The following is a 15,942-nucleotide window of genomic DNA, read 5'->3' on the forward strand; positions in this document are numbered from 1 at the left end:
ACGCCGCGCCGAAGGGATCAGAAGCCTGCGCTCACGCCCACGTACGGGCCATCAGCAATGGCGTTGTCGCGGTTGCCATCTTTGCCCGCCAGGTTCAGGTAGCGGTAGCCCGCTTCAATGGTAATCGGACGCATAATAGTCCAGCGCGCACCGGCGTTGGCTTCTTCATAGCTGTCGATACCGCTGGAGAGGGAGTCCGGAGAGTAGTAGTACTCGCCAAACAGACCGAAGCTGTCGCCAATTTTCCACTGCAGGCCGCCGCCGACCGCTGCCGCGTAGCCTTCGTCGCCGTCGTTCGGGTTGGTGTAAATGCCTTTACCGCCGACGGTTGCGAGGAATGGGCCAAGAGGGATATTGAACCCCAGCCCCAGGCTTGCCGCATCGCCGTCGTCATCGTTATGCGTCCAGCCACCGGTCATCGCCAGACCTGCGCTATCCGTGCCAAGGCCAAAGCCCAGGTGGGTATAATCCTCGCCCGCCGAGCCGTTAAAGGAGATAGCGTTAGCCGCCGCAGATACAAACATCAGGCCGCTTAAGCCCAGTAATGCCACTTTTTTCATTGTCGTGATCCCGCACAATTTTATTCATGAATGTCCCAAAACCGCGAGATTTTACCCTGAGACTCTCAGGGATCAATGGACTCTGCGTGCGTCAGACAATTAGTTTGTAACGATTTGATAATATCTGCCTTTATGCCATCAGGAGAAAACGCATTTTCACGCACAGCCCGCCAGAGGTTTCGCTGCGCGACAGCTGAAGATGGCTGCGGTGCAGGCGGGCAATATCGCTCGCCAGCGCCAGACCGATGCCCGATCCGCTGGCATCGCCCACGTTATCCAGACGGCGAAACGGCAGCATGGCCTGCGGGATCAGATCCTCGGCTATTCCCGGACCGCTGTCTTCCACGCTCAGCTCAACCGCGCCGTTATGCGTGCGCAGGTACACCGTCACCATCCCCTGCTCCGGCGTGTATTTAATCGCATTCTCCAGCAGATTGGCGCACAGCTCGCCCAGCAAAACTTCATCTCCTTCGATTATCACCGGCTGCTGCTCACCGTCGTATCCCAGATCGATCGCTTTGCTGCGCGCCTGCGCCAGCCGGGAGAAGCAGCAATTCTGCACCACCTGCACCAGATCGACGGCGGCAAACGGGTGCTCCTCCTGCTCTTTACGCTTCACCGCCGCAAGCTGTAACAGGCGCTCGGTCAGCACGATGGTGTTATCCAGCGTCACGTTCATCGCCCGTAAGCTCTCCTGCCACAGCGCCGGATCGTCCCGCGTCAGGGCAACCGAGACCTGCGTTTTCAGCACCGCTAAGGGTGTTTTGAGCTGGTGAGAGGCATCGGCATTGAAGCGCTCCTGGCGCGAAAGCACCCCGCGCAGCCGGTCAATATAGCGGTTGAAGGCCACGATCAGCAGCCGGGTTTCTGACCAGGGCAGCAGCTCGGGCAGCGGGGCCAGCACCCCCGGCTCGCGCCGGACCATCAGGGATGAGAGCTGGCGCATCGGGCGCAGCACGCGGCGCAACAGCCAGGCGGTTAAAATCAGCGTCAGCAGGACCAGCATCCCCTGAGATACCCATGACGAGAACAGCAAGCTGCTGGCGAGATAGCGGCGGGACTGCAGCGTTTCGGCGACATAGATCTCCGCCATGCCGACAATACCGTCCTCGTTGACGGGCTGGAGCAGTTTCGCCACGCGGATCGCCTGCCCGCGGTATTCGGTATGATAAAACCAGGCCAGCGCCGGGTAGAGCGTCGTACGCGACGTTGAAGGGGGCATCTTCGGCAGATCGTCATAACCGGAGATCACCCGCCCGTCGGGGGCGACCACCTTGTAGTAAAGCCGGTCGTTCATGTTGAGCTCAAAGCTGTCGAGCACCACCCAGGGCACATTCACCTCGAGCCTGCCGTCGTGAACCACCAGCCGCTCGGAGACCGTCCGCGCCGAGGATAACAGGGTGCGATCGTAGGCCTGCGTCGCCGCCTGCAGTGCGCTGACGTAGCTGTTAAACGCGGACAATCCCCACAACAGCAGCAACGGCAGGCCCAGAAAAAGCAGCAGCTGAAAGTAAAGCGACTGCGGCTTAACCCACCTCATCGCCGCACTCCAGCACGTAGCCAAGCCCGCGCAGGGTGGTTACCCGCACCCCGCTGCCGCTCAGCTTTTTGCGCAGGCGATGGATATAGAGGTCGATACTCTCCGGGCTGACGTCGTCGTTCAGGCTGAACACCTGGTCGAAAAGCTGCTGTCGGGAGACGGGGCGGGTCCGGCGATGCATCAACACTTTCAGCAGTGAGAGCTCGCGCGGCGTCAGGGACAGCGGCTCATCGCGCAGCAGAAAAAAGCCTTCATCGTCGTACTCCAGCTCCCCCAGGCGCTGACGCTCCTGGGTCCGCCCTTCGCTTCTGCGCAGCAGGGCGCGCAGCCGGGCATCGAGCTCCTCCAGCTCGAACGGCTTCGGCAGATAGTCATCCGCCCCGGCATTCAACCCTGTCACCCTGTCCGCCACGTTGCTGCGGGCAGTGAGAAACAGCACGGGGAGCGTCTGGCCGCGCTTGCGCAGGCGATGGACCACCTCCAGCCCGTCAAAACCGGGCATGCCGATATCCAGGACGGCGACGGCATAGCTTTCACCCTGCAACAGATGGTCGGCCGCCCGGCCGTCGTTAACACAGTCCACGGCGAAGCCACCCTGCACCAGCGCTTTCTCCAGCCAGTGAGCCAGCTCACGATTATCTTCCGCGAGTAAGAGACGCATATCACATCCTGTAAAGTTGGTGTCGCAGTGAAAGGGAAATGAAAGGTTAATGTTTTAACAATCACGCAACGGAATCGCCACAAGGTGGTTCACATAATCAGAAAAAAGACCTGTACCCGTACTCCCGGTTCTCCGGCGTGAGGATAAACGATGAAAAAACAATTACTTTCTACCCTTGCTGCAAGCGTATTGCTGTTGAGTGCCTCTGTCGTCCAGGCGCAGGATGCCCCGTCCCGCACCGAATGTATCGCCCCGGCTAAACCAGGCGGCGGCTTTGATCTCACCTGCAAGCTGATTCAGGTCAGCCTGCTGGAGACGAAGGCTATCGAAAAACCGATGCGCGTCACCTACATGCCCGGCGGCGTGGGCGCGGTGGCCTATAACGCGATTGTCGCCCAGCGCCCTGCCGAAGCGGGCACCGTGGTGGCCTTTTCCGGCGGCTCGCTGCTGAACCTCTCCCAGGGCAAATTTGGCCGCTACGGTGTGGATGACGTGCGCTGGCTCGCCACCGTCGGCACCGATTACGGCATGATCGCCGTGCGGGCAGACTCCCCGTGGAAATCCCTTCAGGATCTGCTGACCGCCATGGAAAAAGATCCGAACAGCGTAGTGATTGGCGCGGGTGCATCGATCGGCAGCCAGGACTGGATGAAAGCCGCCCTGCTGGCGCAGCAGGCAAAAGTGGATCCACACAAGATGCGCTATGTGGCGTTTGAGGGCGGCGGCGAGCCCGTCACGGCGCTGATGGGCAATCACGTTCAGGCTGTCTCGGGCGATCTCAGTGAAATGGTGCCCTACCTGAGCGGCGATAAAATCCGCGTGCTGGCGGTCTTCTCGGAAAACCGTCTGCCGGGGCAGCTGGCGAACGTCCCGACCGCCAAAGAGCAGGGCTATAACCTGGTCTGGCCAATCATCCGCGGATTCTTCGTCGGGCCAAAAGTGACCGATGCCGAGTACCAGTGGTGGGTCGACGCGTTCAACAAACTTCAGCAGACCGAAGAGTTTAAGAAACAGCGCGATCTGCGCGGGCTGTTTGAGTTTAACCTCAACGGCAAGCAGCTGGATGAGTACGTTAAAAAACAGGTGAATGACTACCGCGAGCAGGCGAAATCCTTTGGACTGGCGAAATAACCGGAGGCGCTATGAGCGATCGTATTTTTGCCGGGATATGGCTGCTGCTCTGTATTGGCGGGCTGTTCGTCGCCTGGCAGATCCACAGCGAATACAGCTATGAACCCGTGGGGCCTCGCCCTTTCCCGATGGGCATTGTCGGCCTGATGCTGCTCTGCTCCGTCGCCCTGCTGCTGCGACAGCCGGATGACGTGCAGTGGCCGCTACGCCGCACCCTGCAACGTCTGCTGGTGATGGTGATTGTTCTGTTGACCTACGCGTGGGGCTTTGAGTGGCTCGGCTTCCCGATTGCCACCGCCCTGCTGACGATGGTAATTGGCATGCTGTTTAACGCCTCGCTGCCTGCGGCGGGGATCTCCGGGATCGTGCTGGGCATTTTACTCTGGTACGCCTTCGACCGCCTGCTGGACGTGACGTTGCCTCTCGGCGCCTGGTTTAACTAACGGAGCACGCTATGGATACCTGGATTTATCTCTCTCAGGGGTTCGCGGTAGCGATGACCCCGGAAAACCTGGTCATTGCCCTGATCGGCTGTTTCGTCGGGACCATTGTCGGCCTGCTGCCGGGCCTGGGGCCCATCAACGGCGTGGCGATCCTGCTGCCGCTGGCCTTTGCCCTGCACCTGCCCGCAGAGTCGGCGCTGATCCTGCTGGCGACGGTTTACATCGGCTGCGAGTACGGCGGGCGTATTTCGTCGATACTGCTTAACGTGCCCGGCGACGCTGCCGCCATCATGACCGCGCTGGACGGTTATCCGATGGCGCAGCAGGGACGCGGCGGGGTGGCGCTCTCCATTTCGGCGGTCAGCTCGTTCTTCGGGTCGCTGATTGCCATCGGCGGCATCATCCTGTTTGCTCCGGCGCTGGCCCAGTGGTCGCTGGCGTTTGGTCCGGCTGAGTATTTTGCGCTGATGGCGTTCGCCATCGCCTGCCTCGGCAGCATGATGGCGCAGAATCCGCTGAAGTCGTTTTTATCCGCGCTGATTGGCTTAGGCTTAGCCACCGTCGGCGTGGATGCTAACACCGGGGTGTATCGCTTTACCTTCGACAGCGTTCACCTGTCTGACGGCGTGCAGTTTATCGTCGTGGTGATTGGCTTGTTCTCGGTCTCTGAAATTTTACTGATGCTGGAACATACCAGCAGCGGGCAGACGCTGGTCCGCAAAACCGGCCGCATGATTTTTAACGCCAGAGAGGGTGCGCAGTGTATCGGCGCCACCTTGCGTTCCTCGGTAATTGGTTTCTTCGTCGGCATTCTGCCCGGCGCGGGGGCGACCATCGCCAGTGCTATCACCTACATGACCGAGAAAAAGCTGAGCGGTAACAGCGACAGCTTCGGCAAAGGCGATATTCGCGGCGTGGCGGCGCCCGAAGCAGCAAACAACGCCTCGGCCTGCGGTTCGTTTATCCCGATGCTGACGCTCGGCGTGCCGGGTTCCGGTACCACGGCGGTGATGATGGGCGCGCTGACGCTCTATAACATCACCCCGGGTCCGGCGATGTTTACCGAGCAGCCGGATATTGTCTGGGGTCTGATTGCGGCGCTGCTGATCGCCAACGTGATGTTGCTGGTGATGAACATCCCGCTGATCGGCCTCTTCACCCGCATGCTGACCATTCCCCTGTGGTTCCTGGTGCCCGCCATTGCAGCCGTCTCTGCGGTTGGGGTCTACGCGGTGCACAGCACCACCTTCGACCTGGTGCTGATGGTGCTGCTCGGCGTGCTGGGGTACATCCTGCGCAAGATGCACTTCCCGATGTCGCCGCTGATCTTAGGGTTTGTGTTAGGGGAAATGCTGGAGCAGAACCTGCGCCGCGCCCTCTCCATCAGCAACGGCAATATGGCGATCCTGTGGGAAAGCAGCGTGACGAAGATCCTGCTGGCGATGGCGATTATGGTGATCGTGGTGCCGCCGGTTCTGCGTCTGGTGCGCCGCCGTCAGCGCAAGCCGCAGCCAGATATTGGCTGATTAGCCTCTCAGCAGGGCATTGACCCACTGTTTTAACGCCTGGCGGGAGATTTTAATCCCGCCATTTTTTAGCTCAGCGGGCAATGCCAGCCAGTGTACCGGCTGTTCAAAGCGCGCCACCCTGCCCCGGATCCAGTCAGGGAAGCGGGCAATATCAGTTCCCGGCTCACACTCCACCACCGCGACCGGACGCTGCCCGAACTCGGCGTCGTCCAGCGGAACGATAAACACCTGGCTTATCTGCGGATGCGTGGCGATGATCCGCTCAACGGCTTCCGGCTGAACCCCCTCTCCCCCGCTGAAAAAGAGATTATCCATACGGCCTAAAATGGTCAGACGCCCGTTTTGCCACTCCCCGCGATCGCGGGTGGCAAACCAGCCCTGAGCATTCGTCAGGGAGAGTAACGCCCCGTCCCGCCAGTAGCCTGCCGCCATACTTTGCGCCCTGATCCAGACCTCACCGTCAACAACCTGCACCTCCCTGCCGGGCAGCGGAGCGCCAACGTCCGGCTCGCCGTCCGCCGCTTTCGCACAGACGGTTGAGGCGAACTCCGTCAGACCATAACCGCAGAAAGTGCGAATACCCTGCTCGCGCGCCTTCTCCGTTAATTCAACAGAAATTGCCGCTCCGCCGAGCAGGACGGCTTTCAGCGCAACCTGATGCTGAGCATTAAGCAGACGCCAGAGCTGTGTCGGCACCAGAGAGGCATGGGAGCAGCCCTGCAGCGCCTGCTCCAGCGGCTGTTTTTCACGTACGGTTAAGCGCGCGCCAGCCTGCAGCCAGCGCCACAAAATGCCCTGGCCAGAAACGTGGAACAGCGGCAGGGAGAGCAGCCAGTCGTCATCATCGCTGTAGGGCATCAGCGCCAGAACCCCTTCTGCGCTGGCAAGATGCGCCGCACAGGTGTGCACCGCCGCTTTCGGCAAGCCCGTCGAGCCGGAGGTGAGCGTCATGGAGGCCAGACGTTCCGGCTGCCAGGGGACAGCATACTCACCCGGCATCTCTGAGAGGCTAAGTAAAGCGATGCCGTCATAGGCGCCGTCCAGCACCAGCGCATGGTTCAGCGTCATCTGCGGAAGCAGCACGTCCAGCAGCGGTCCCGGAAGCTGGGGATTCACAGGCAGAATGCGCGCCCCGCACTGGAGCAGCGCTAGCCAGGCCAGCAGCGTCTGCGGGTGGTTACAGGCGAGCAGCATGACGCCCTCGCCGTCCTTAACACCCTGATGCCGGAACCCGGCGGCAAGGCTGTCGATACGCGCGCACAGCTGATGCCAGGTGAGCACATCGTCATTCAGCCGCAGCGCCGGTCGATCGGCTTTATGCGCGCACCAGTGCCGCCACGGCCAGTCGGAAAAGGTCATAGCAGCGGCTCCAGCGCCTCGCGGCCCAGACAAGGCAAGGCGTTGCCCGGCCAGGTGCGCAGCAGCTGCGCCTGCATCAGGTTCAGGGTGTCCAGGCCGGGAACGGTATCCGGCGTGTACTGCGCGGCAATGCGCGCCAGCTGGGTCAGGCCGAGGCTCGACTCAATGGACGAGCTGATCACTGCCGTCAGCCCCAGGGCATGCGCCGCGTTCACCTGCTCGTGCACCTTTGCAAGGCTGCCGGTGAGCATGGGCTTGATTACCACCGCCCTGACGCCCGGCTCGGCCGCGAATTCAAAATCGTCCTCGCGCAGGCTTTCATCCCAGGCGATGGCGATCCCGGTCTCACGGGCAAATGCCAGCGAGTCCGCGCGGGTTTTGCAGGGCTCTTCCAGAAAGGCAATCCGATCGCGGTACGCAGGGTTAACGTACTTCGCAAACTGCTGCGCCTTCAGCGGGGTCCAGGCCCGGTTAGCATCCAGGCGCAGGCGCAGATCCGGGATGGCTTCCAGCAGCAGGTTCGCCACCATGCCGTCACGCACCGCTTCATACAGGCCGACCTTGATCTTCGCCACTTTCTCGCCCGGCATCGCGGCGAGGACGGCAAACAGCTCATCGGGATCGCCGGTACAGAGCGGCGCCGCGCGGTAGTTGGCCGCATCAGGTAAAAGGCCAGCCAGCTCGGCCAGCGCACAGCTGATGCCAAAATCCACCGACGCCACGCCCGGCAGCAGCGGCTCTTCGCCGTCACGCCAGGCTATGCACCAGGCCCGCAGGGCAGCTTCTGCGTCTTCCAGCGATTCATGGCTGAAGCCCGGTAGGGGGGAGATCTCTCCCCACCCTTCCCGTCCGTCGTGCTGCAGATAAACGAACAGACCGTCGCGGGTTTTTAACCGCCGCTCGCGCAGTACCACACCCGCGTCCATCGGTATCTGCCAGCGGTAGATCTGCACGCTACGCATTACGGATTCCGTTTGTATTTGCTGAAGTCCGGCTGGCGCTTCTCGTTGAAGGCGTTACGTCCTTCCTGGCCCTCTTCGGTCATGTAGAACAGCATGGTGGCATTGCCCGCCAGCTCCTGCAGCCCGGCCTGACCGTCGCAGTCGGCGTTCAGGGCCGCCTTCAGGCAGCGCAGCGCCATCGGGCTGTTTTGCAGCATTTCACGACACCAGCGCACGGTCTCTTTTTCGAGGTCGGCAATGGGTACCACGGTGTTCACCAGGCCCATATCCAGCGCTTCCTGGGCGTTGTACTGGCGACACAGGAACCAGATTTCACGCGCTTTTTTCTGACCGACGATGCGGGCCATGTAAGACGCGCCCCAGCCGCCGTCGAAGGAGCCGACTTTCGGGCCGGTCTGGCCGAAAATGGCGTTCTCGGCGGCAATCGTCAGGTCGCACATCATATGCAGGACGTGACCACCGCCAATGGAGTAACCCGCCACCATCGCGACAACCGGTTTCGGGCAGGTGCGGATCTGGCGCTGGAAGTCGAGCACGTTCAGGTGGTGCGTGCCCGCATCGTCCTGGTATCCGCCGTAGTCGCCGCGCACTTTCTGATCGCCACCGGAGCAGAACGCCTTCTCACCTTCCCCGGTCAGGACGATCGCGCCGATGTTGTCGTCATAACGGGCATCCGCCAGGGCCTGGATCATCTCTTTGACGGTTAACGGGCGAAACGCGTTGCGCACTTCCGGACGGTTGATGGTGATTTTAGCGATGCCGTCCGCCGATTTGTGGTAGCGAATGTCGGTATAGCCTTCGGAGCAGTCCTGCCATTCCACCGGTGCGTAGAGCATGTTTTCATCAGGGTAGATCATAGAGTGTCCTTTGTTGAAAGACGGAGTATCTGGGCCAGACGCTCAGCCACCGCAACGGGGTTTTCCCGATGGGCGTTATGTCCGGCGTGAGGAATTTCATGGCGGATCGCAGAAAGTTGCCGGGCAATGTCCCGAAACTTGTGGTCCTGCTCGCCAAAGAGATAGAAAAAAGGGACGGTGCTCTCAGCGAGCGCCGCCCGTAAATCGGGTTGTTCTGCCAGGGACGTGGCCTGCAGCATCGCGGCCAGGGTCGTCCCGTTGTTGTGGCTACGCAGAGCGACCAGTTGCTCCCGCTGCGCCGGGGTGAGCGAGGCAAAGACCGGCTGTTGATACCAGTCGGCAAACACCGCTTCCAGGGGCCCCTGGCGAAAACGCGCCGCCCAGTGGGCATCGGAGGCGCGGCGGCTGGCGCGTGCATGTTCATCACTCAAACCGGGATGCGCCCCCTCGACAATCAGCCCCAGCAGCCCATCGGGCCGCTGGCAGGCGTGATACAGCGCAATGCGGCCGCCAAGGGAGTACCCCACCAGCCAGTAGTTTAGTATGTTGTAACTAACAAGGGTGCGTTCCAGCAGGCGACTGACGTCAGCGAAATTACTCACCGCAATGGATGCCGACTCGCCGTGCCCCGGCAGATCGAGATACAGCCGGGGATACGCATCCAGATGCCCGCCCGGCAGTTGCCATTCGCGGCAATCGCCGGAAAAACCGTGCAGGAACACCAGCCAGGGTTTATCCGCCTGACCTTTACGCTGCGTTCCCGCGAGGATCACAGGTGGCTTACCTGCGCCAGCAGGTTTTGCAGCATCTGCGCCCCGTCGCTGTCGTTCACCACCACTTCGATAAGCGTGGCGCCGGGTTTGCTCCACGCCGTGTTGAGCGCGCTCTCCAGTTCATCCCAGCTCTCAGGGCGCTGATACCTGAGGCTGAACATCGCCGCGGCATGTTCAAACTGCACGTTTTGCGGCATCAGATAAAAGCGTTCCCGTTCGCTCTGCGGGGTCGGCAGCAGGGAGAAAATCTGCCCGCCGTTGTTGTTGATCACCATCAGCACAAAGGGCGCTGAGGCCTGACGGAGCAGCGCCAGCGCATTCAGATCGTAGAGCGCCGACAGATCGCCGACAATGGCCAGCGTCGAACGGGCACTGGCGCGCTGAACCCCGGCGGCAGTGGAGATCAGCCCGTCAATGCCGCTGGCCCCCCGGTTACTGAACACCGGATAGCCCGCCGGCAGGCGGGAGAAGGCGTCAATCAGGCGCACCACCAGGCTGTTGCCCACAAACAGTTGTCCCTGTTCGGGCAGATAGCGATGGATGCGGTGCGCGAGCTGCGCCTCGCCGAATGCGTCGCTGTGTTGCGCCGTCAGCGCCCAGGCCTGGCGGGAGAGTTCGGGGATTTCGCTTGCCCAGGGGGCGCGTTTTTCCGCCGGATGCCGTTCCAGCCAGTCGGCCACGCCGGAGACCAGCCGACGCCCGCGATGGTGCGCGGGATCGAGCCGCCCGTCGTGCGGATCCACCAGCCAGTACTCTTCCGGCGTGCAGGTAGCCTGCCACTGTAAAAGTCGTTTTCCCGTCAGGCTGCTGCCAAGCTGCACCACAATCTGCGCCTGCTCCAGCTCGGTGACGGCCCTGGCGTTGCCGAGCCAGAGATCGGCGCACGGCAGCGGCTGTCCGGTCTGGGAGAGCACGTCGCCAATCAGCGGCCAGCCCAGCCGTTGCGCCCACTGGGCCACCTGTTTGCCCTCTTCGGCACTCATCCTGCCCGCGAGCACCACGCCGCGCTTCTGCCGCCAGAAGAACCAGTCGCGCTGGATGGGGCTTGAAAGCTCCGCCGGTGCGCGCAGCCAGGGTTTATCGCTCTGCCACCAGTCGCCCAGCGCCTGCTGCCAGTCAAGATCGGTATCATCCATTTCGCCATACAGCGGCTCTGCAAACGGACAGTTAATGTGCAGCGCGCCCGCACGCAGCGCGCCCAGGGCGTTATCCACCGTCGAGACCAGCCAGCGGGCAGGAATATCCCGGGTCGGGCGCGGCAGCGACAGAGTCTGAGAGGGATGGGAAGCAAAAATACCCTGCTGGCGAATGGCCTGGTTTGCGCCGCAGTCGATTAACTCCGGGGGGCGATCGGCGGTCAGCAGGACCAGTTTTTCACCGGTCAGACCGGCTTCAATCAGCGCGGGATAGAGATTCGCCACGGCCGTACCGGAGGTGACAATGACCGCCACCGGCGCGTCGCTGGCTTTTGCCAGCCCCAGCGCCAGATGTCCGAGGCCGCGCTCATCAAAATGGGTGTGATGAATAAAGGCATGGTTTTCAGCAGCGGCCAGGGTCAGCGGCGTCGAGCGCGAACCTGGCGCGATGCAAACGTGCCTGACCCCATGGCGGGTCAGGGCTTCGAGGATCACCGCCGCCCAGCGTCGGTTAAATGAACTCACTGACATGGAATTGTCCGGTATCAATATTGCGACGTAGTATAAATAATAGAGAAAGATGTAATTTTGATATGAATCGGGAATGTACGACTCAGTATTAATCCTTTAGGAGCAGAGTGCGCAGTCCGGCGGCTTTATTTTCAATCTCCTGCCACTCCTGTTCAGGGTCGGAACCGCTCACGATCCCTGCCCCGGCATACAGGCGAACGGCGTTCTCCTGCACCCTGGCCGAACGCAGCGCCACGCAGAACTCGCTTTGCGCCAACGAGAGATAACCCGCAGAACCGGCATACCACTCCCGGTCGAAGGGTTCATTGCGGGCGATGAACTCCCACGCCGCCTGGCGCGGCAAACCGGCCACTGCCGCCGTGGGTTGCAGGCGCAGCAGGCACTGCTCATCGTCCGGCTGTTGCAGCGTGGTCCAGATGCAGCGGCGTAAATGTTGAACCTTACGCAACCGCACGATTTGCGGCGGAAGCACGTCAAGCACCCCGTTATCACGCTGCAGACGCTGACAGATGTCCTCCACCACCAGCATGTTTTCACGCTGGTTTTTATCGTCGTTCATCAGCCAGTTCCCCAGGCGGGCGGCCCTGGCATCGTCAGGATGGCTGGCAACGGTCCCGGCCAGCGCCTCGGTGCGCAGCAGCACGTCACGCCGCCGCCACAGCCGTTCCGGTGAGGATCCGAGAAACGCCTGGCTGGCATCGCTGCGCATCAGGAAGTGATAGCACTGGAAGTTGACCTGGCGGCTGGCCGCCATCAGCGCGGCAGGGTTTACCGGCTGGTTAAACTGCAGATCCGTGGCCCGGGCCAGCACCACTTTATCGAATTCCCCCCGGGCGATGGCGTCTGTCGCCCGGGTGATTAACTGCAGCCAGCCTGCTTTGTCAGGCTGATGGGTTTCGCTCACCACCGTCTGCGTCACCGGGGCAACCGGCTGGCTGTCCGCCAGGGAACGTACAAACTCCCGCGCGCGGATGGCCTCGGTTTTTAACGAAGTGTCGCTCCAGAGCACCAGGCGCAACGTGGCGGTTCCGCCGAAGCGCTGCCACAGCAGACGCGGCAGGAACAGGCTGCCCTGGGCTGGATCGAACGCGTTAACGCCAACCACCCGAAGATCGGGCGCGTGCGGATACAAGTGCAAAAATTGACGGGCAGCGGATAACGAGGGGAAATGCTTTATCGCCCCCAGCGCGGCGTACTCTTCATCGCCATTGCGCTGCTGCCAGTAGAACTGCGGGTAGAGTTGCTGGGCATTCAGCCAGCCGAGCGGGTCGAACGCATCATTCAGGGGAAAGGAGACATCGAGACAATGCAGGCCAGGCGCCTCGGGAAAATCAGCAGCTAACTGATGGCAAAGACCTTCCAGCGCGGTGGAAATCGAGTGCACGCGAACTTCTCCCAGCTCAAAAACCTCACATTATAAGGGGTACTTATAAGAAAATGCAGTACCCCCGATTTGGCAGGGAGAAGCCTTCGTGCTGTGTCGTTAACGGCGGGCGAGCAGAATACCCAACACCAGACCAGCGGCGGCGCCTACGCCAATCCCCTGCCATGGTTTTTCACGGACATAATCATCCGCACGGTAGACCGCTTTTTTGGCCCTGTAATAGTATTGATCGGACGCATGGCCAACGCGCGTTTTCACATCATGCAGAGCCTGCTCAGCACGCGCTTTAAGCTCAACGTATTTCTGATCGGCCGGATCGCCGGAAGAGCGTAAGACCTCTTCCAGGGTTTCACTCAGCAGGGTCAGATCGTCATCAACATGGTTATCCGATGATTGAAAAGACATAGTGTTCTCCATGTGGTTGCATCAGTTCGATAACTATAGACAATGCCTGCCAATTCCGCCTGTTACGCTTGTTGTTCCTCTTTCGCCATCCCGACATGCGGTATGCCGTCTTCATCGTAAATTTCGGTCACCGGGATAAAACCAAAATGGCCGTAAAACGCCTGCAGATGGGCCTGTGCCCCCAGGTATAAGGCCTTGTTCGGCCAGTGGTTTTGACAGGAGCGAAGCGTTTGCTCCATCAGGGCGTAGCCGAGCTTTTCGCCCCGCGCCAGGGGGCTGATAATGACGCGGCCAATCACAACCGGGGAAAAATCATCGTCGCTTTTCAGAATCCTCGCATACGCCACCAGCTGGTTATCTCTCCAGCCGAGGATGTGGCGGTTCTCTCCCACCAGATCGTCGCCGTCAATGTCCTGATAAGGGCAGGTTTGTTCTACCACAAACACCTCGCAGCGCAGTTGAAGTAAGGCGTAAAGCGCAGGAACGGTCAGCTCGCTATGGTGCAGATCTTGCCACTGGATCATGGAGGTCTCCTTATCGTATAGGTAGCCGTTATACTAATGACTTTTCGTCCCCGGCGCAGAGGCTTAGTGCATTATGGAGCTGCTTTTTTTAGGAACATCCGCTGGCGTGCCGACCCGTACGCGCAACGTCACATCCCTGGTGCTGGATCTACAGCACCCCACCCGCAGCGAACTGTGGATGTTTGACTGCGGCGAAGGCACGCAGCATCAGCTGCTGCGCACCGCCGCCCATCCCGGCAAGCTGAATAAAATCTTCATTACCCACCTGCACGGCGACCACCTTTTTGGCCTGCCGGGGCTGCTGTGTAGCCGCTCAATGGCGGGCAATATTCACCCGCTGACCATTTACGGCCCGCCCGGTATCCGGGAGTTTGTCGAAACCAGCCTGCGGATCAGCGGCTCGTGGACTGACTATCCCCTCGAGATTATTGAGATCAAACCGGGAGTGGTGTTCAGTGATGATGCCTATACCGTGACCGCCGCGGCGCTCAATCACCCCGTAGAGTGTTACGGCTTTCGCATTGAGGAGTGCGATAAACCCGGCGCGCTGGATGGCGCGGCGCTCGTTGCGGCTGGCGTGCCCTTCGGCCCGCTGTTCCAGCAGCTGAAACGCGGTGAAAGCGTGACCCTGGCAGATGGCCGGACGATCAACGGCGCCGACTATCTCTCCCCGCCCCGCCCCGGTAAAAAGCTGGCGATCTTTGGCGATACCGCCCCCTGCGAGAACGCCCTTGCGCTGGCAAGCGGGGTTGATCTGCTGGTGCATGAGGCCACCCTTGAGAGTGCGATGGAGGAGAAGGCCAACAGCCGCGGCCACAGCTCGACGCGTCAGGCGGCCATGCTTGCCCGGGATGCGCAGGTAAAAAAACTGATCGTCACCCACGTCAGCTCCCGCTATGACGCCGAAGGCTGCGCCATGCTGCTGGCCGAGTGCCGCACCGTGTTTGCCGACACCCGGCTCGCGGAAGATTTTGCTACAGTGCGCGTTTAATGCTCTGGTTTTCCCCGAAACTGCCGATAACCAAACCAGGCAGGTATTTTTCACTTAGGGGCAAACATGGATAACTTCCAGAAAGACATTGATGACAGGGCAAATCTTACCCTGTCGAACCGTTTTGAGCTGCTGCTGTTTCGTCTGGGCACCTCGTTGAATGAAAACAAATCTGAGCTGTTCGGCATCAACGTCTTTAAGCTTCGCGAGATTGTGCCCATGCCAGCATTCACCAAACCGGCGGGGATGAAGTCGCCGCTGATGGGTATGGTTAATATTCGCGATCAGGTGATCCCGGTTATCGATCTGGCCGCGGTGGCAGGCTGCAAGCCCACCACCGGCCTTAACATTCTGCTGATCACCGAGTACGCCCGTAGCGTCCAGGCCTTTGCCGTGGAGTCGGTTGAGAACATCATGCGACTGGACTGGAAGCAGGTGCATGCGGCGGAAACCGCCGTCAGCGGACGCTATATCACCAGCATTGCCTGCCTGGACGAGAAGACCGATACCAACGATCTGGCGATGGTGCTGGACGTGGAGCAGATCCTCTATGACATCACCCCGGCCAACCACGACCTGCATGCGACCGATCTGAAAACCACCAAATTCAATATCAAGCCAGGTGCGGTGGCAATTGTGGCGGAAGATTCTAAAGTGGCGCGCTCAATGCTGGAAAAAGGGCTGCAGGCGATGGAGATCCCGGCGCTGATGCACATTACCGGCAAAGAGGCGTGGGAGAAAATTGGCGTGCTGTCGGCGCAGGCGCAGGCAGAAGGGGTGCCGATCACCGATAAGATCGCGCTGGTGCTCACCGACCTCGAGATGCCGGAGATGGACGGTTTTACCCTGACGCGCAAGATCAAAACCGACGCCATCCTGAAGGACATTCCGGTGGTGATCCACTCCTCGCTTTCCGGCAATGCCAACGAAGACCACATCCGCAAGGTGAAAGCTGACGGCTACGTGGCAAAGTTCGAGCTGAACGAGCTGTCGTCGGTGATTGAAGAGGTGCTGGAGCGGGCGACGAAGAAAATCGACGGGCCGTTGATTAGCCGTAAGCAGCTGGCTTAAGCCCGGCGGCGCTTCGCTTGCACGGGCCTACGGTCTTGTAGGCCGGGTAAGCGCAGCGCCACCCGGCAATAAAAAAACCCGCCGA

At 60.7% G+C, this 15,942-nt stretch carries 16 protein-coding genes; 5 read left to right on the top strand and 11 right to left on the bottom strand.

Annotation, left to right across the window (positions count from 1 at the left end):
* Positions 1-17: 17 nt before the first annotated feature.
* The 3 genes from K5I40_RS03080 to tctD all read right to left on the bottom strand — a co-directional run bounded on the left by K5I40_RS03080 (position 18) and on the right by tctD (position 2,761).
* A complete protein-coding gene (locus tag K5I40_RS03080; protein WP_039030997.1) occupies positions 18-560 on the bottom strand; it encodes a YfaZ family outer membrane protein in 543 nt (180 codons plus the stop codon).
* A 130-nt stretch (positions 561-690) separates the two neighbouring features.
* Positions 691-2,100 (bottom strand): sensor histidine kinase, encoded by a 1,410-nt coding sequence (locus tag K5I40_RS03085; RefSeq protein WP_138369872.1) that lies wholly within the window; start codon positions 2,098-2,100, stop codon positions 691-693.
* A complete protein-coding gene (gene tctD, locus K5I40_RS03090) occupies positions 2,087-2,761 on the bottom strand; it encodes a transcriptional regulator TctD (RefSeq protein ID WP_039030995.1) in 675 nt (224 codons plus the stop codon). Before tctD ends, K5I40_RS03085 begins: the two co-directional genes overlap by 14 nt.
* Before the next feature lie 150 nt (positions 2,762-2,911).
* On the opposite strand from tctD, the gene K5I40_RS03095 reads away from it, so the two are divergent.
* Genes K5I40_RS03095 through K5I40_RS03105 form a run of 3 tightly spaced genes read left to right on the top strand, consistent with a single transcriptional unit; the run spans position 2,912 to position 5,861 of the window.
* Positions 2,912-3,892 (top strand): tripartite tricarboxylate transporter substrate binding protein, encoded by a 981-nt coding sequence (locus tag K5I40_RS03095; protein ID WP_223073718.1) that lies wholly within the window; start codon positions 2,912-2,914, stop codon positions 3,890-3,892.
* 11 nt (positions 3,893-3,903) lie between these two features.
* Entirely contained in the window at positions 3,904-4,335 is a 432-nt protein-coding gene (locus K5I40_RS03100) for a tripartite tricarboxylate transporter TctB family protein (RefSeq protein WP_223073717.1), read from the top strand.
* Positions 4,336-4,346: 11 nt separating this feature from the next.
* Positions 4,347-5,861, top strand: a complete 1,515-nt coding sequence (locus K5I40_RS03105; protein ID WP_223073716.1) for a tripartite tricarboxylate transporter permease — start codon at positions 4,347-4,349, stop codon at positions 5,859-5,861.
* Here K5I40_RS03105 and menE read toward each other — a convergent pair whose 3' ends face one another.
* The 8 genes from menE to K5I40_RS03145 all read right to left on the bottom strand — a co-directional run bounded on the left by menE (position 5,862) and on the right by K5I40_RS03145 (position 13,795).
* Positions 5,862-7,223 carry an o-succinylbenzoate--CoA ligase gene (gene menE, locus K5I40_RS03110; RefSeq protein WP_223073715.1) on the bottom strand — a complete coding sequence of 454 codons (1,362 nt, stop codon included), beginning with the start codon at positions 7,221-7,223 and terminating at the stop codon, positions 5,862-5,864.
* On the bottom strand, positions 7,220-8,185 hold the full coding sequence (menC, locus tag K5I40_RS03115; protein WP_223073714.1) for an o-succinylbenzoate synthase: 966 nt from the start codon (positions 8,183-8,185) through the stop codon (positions 7,220-7,222). The genes menE and menC overlap by 4 nt, the downstream gene beginning before the upstream one ends.
* Positions 8,185-9,042 (bottom strand): 1,4-dihydroxy-2-naphthoyl-CoA synthase, encoded by an 858-nt coding sequence (menB, locus tag K5I40_RS03120; RefSeq protein ID WP_138369868.1) that lies wholly within the window; start codon positions 9,040-9,042, stop codon positions 8,185-8,187. Before menB ends, menC begins: the two co-directional genes overlap by 1 nt.
* Complete coding sequence (gene menH, locus K5I40_RS03125) at positions 9,039-9,815, bottom strand: 2-succinyl-6-hydroxy-2,4-cyclohexadiene-1-carboxylate synthase (protein ID WP_223073713.1); 777 nt, start codon at positions 9,813-9,815, stop codon at positions 9,039-9,041. Before menH ends, menB begins: the two co-directional genes overlap by 4 nt.
* Positions 9,812-11,482: a 2-succinyl-5-enolpyruvyl-6-hydroxy-3-cyclohexene-1-carboxylic-acid synthase gene (gene menD / locus K5I40_RS03130; protein WP_223073712.1), complete on the bottom strand. Its 1,671-nt coding sequence runs from the start codon at positions 11,480-11,482 to the stop codon at positions 9,812-9,814. The genes menH and menD overlap by 4 nt, the downstream gene beginning before the upstream one ends.
* An 88-nt stretch (positions 11,483-11,570) precedes the next feature.
* A complete protein-coding gene (gene menF, locus K5I40_RS03135) occupies positions 11,571-12,866 on the bottom strand; it encodes an isochorismate synthase MenF (RefSeq protein ID WP_223073711.1) in 1,296 nt (431 codons plus the stop codon).
* A 99-nt stretch (positions 12,867-12,965) separates the two neighbouring features.
* The gene (elaB, locus tag K5I40_RS03140; RefSeq protein WP_039030985.1) at positions 12,966-13,271 is read right to left on the bottom strand and encodes a stress response protein ElaB; all 306 of its coding nucleotides are present in this window, start codon (positions 13,269-13,271) and stop codon (positions 12,966-12,968) included.
* Between the two features lie 62 nt (positions 13,272-13,333).
* Positions 13,334-13,795: a GNAT family N-acetyltransferase gene (locus tag K5I40_RS03145; RefSeq protein ID WP_039030984.1), complete on the bottom strand. Its 462-nt coding sequence runs from the start codon at positions 13,793-13,795 to the stop codon at positions 13,334-13,336.
* A 73-nt stretch (positions 13,796-13,868) separates the two neighbouring features.
* On the opposite strand from K5I40_RS03145, the gene rnz reads away from it, so the two are divergent.
* Together rnz and K5I40_RS03155 are read left to right on the top strand one after the other, a co-directional pair.
* A complete protein-coding gene (gene rnz, locus K5I40_RS03150; RefSeq protein WP_223073710.1) occupies positions 13,869-14,786 on the top strand; it encodes a ribonuclease Z in 918 nt (305 codons plus the stop codon).
* A 66-nt stretch (positions 14,787-14,852) separates the two neighbouring features.
* Positions 14,853-15,857, top strand: a complete 1,005-nt coding sequence (locus K5I40_RS03155; RefSeq protein WP_039030982.1) for a chemotaxis protein — start codon at positions 14,853-14,855, stop codon at positions 15,855-15,857.
* Positions 15,858-15,942 lie beyond the last annotated feature (85 nt).

It is taken from the genome of Leclercia sp. LTM14 (assembly GCF_023736175.1).
GTDB classification, from domain to species: Bacteria; Pseudomonadota; Gammaproteobacteria; order Enterobacterales; family Enterobacteriaceae; genus Enterobacter; species Enterobacter barmai.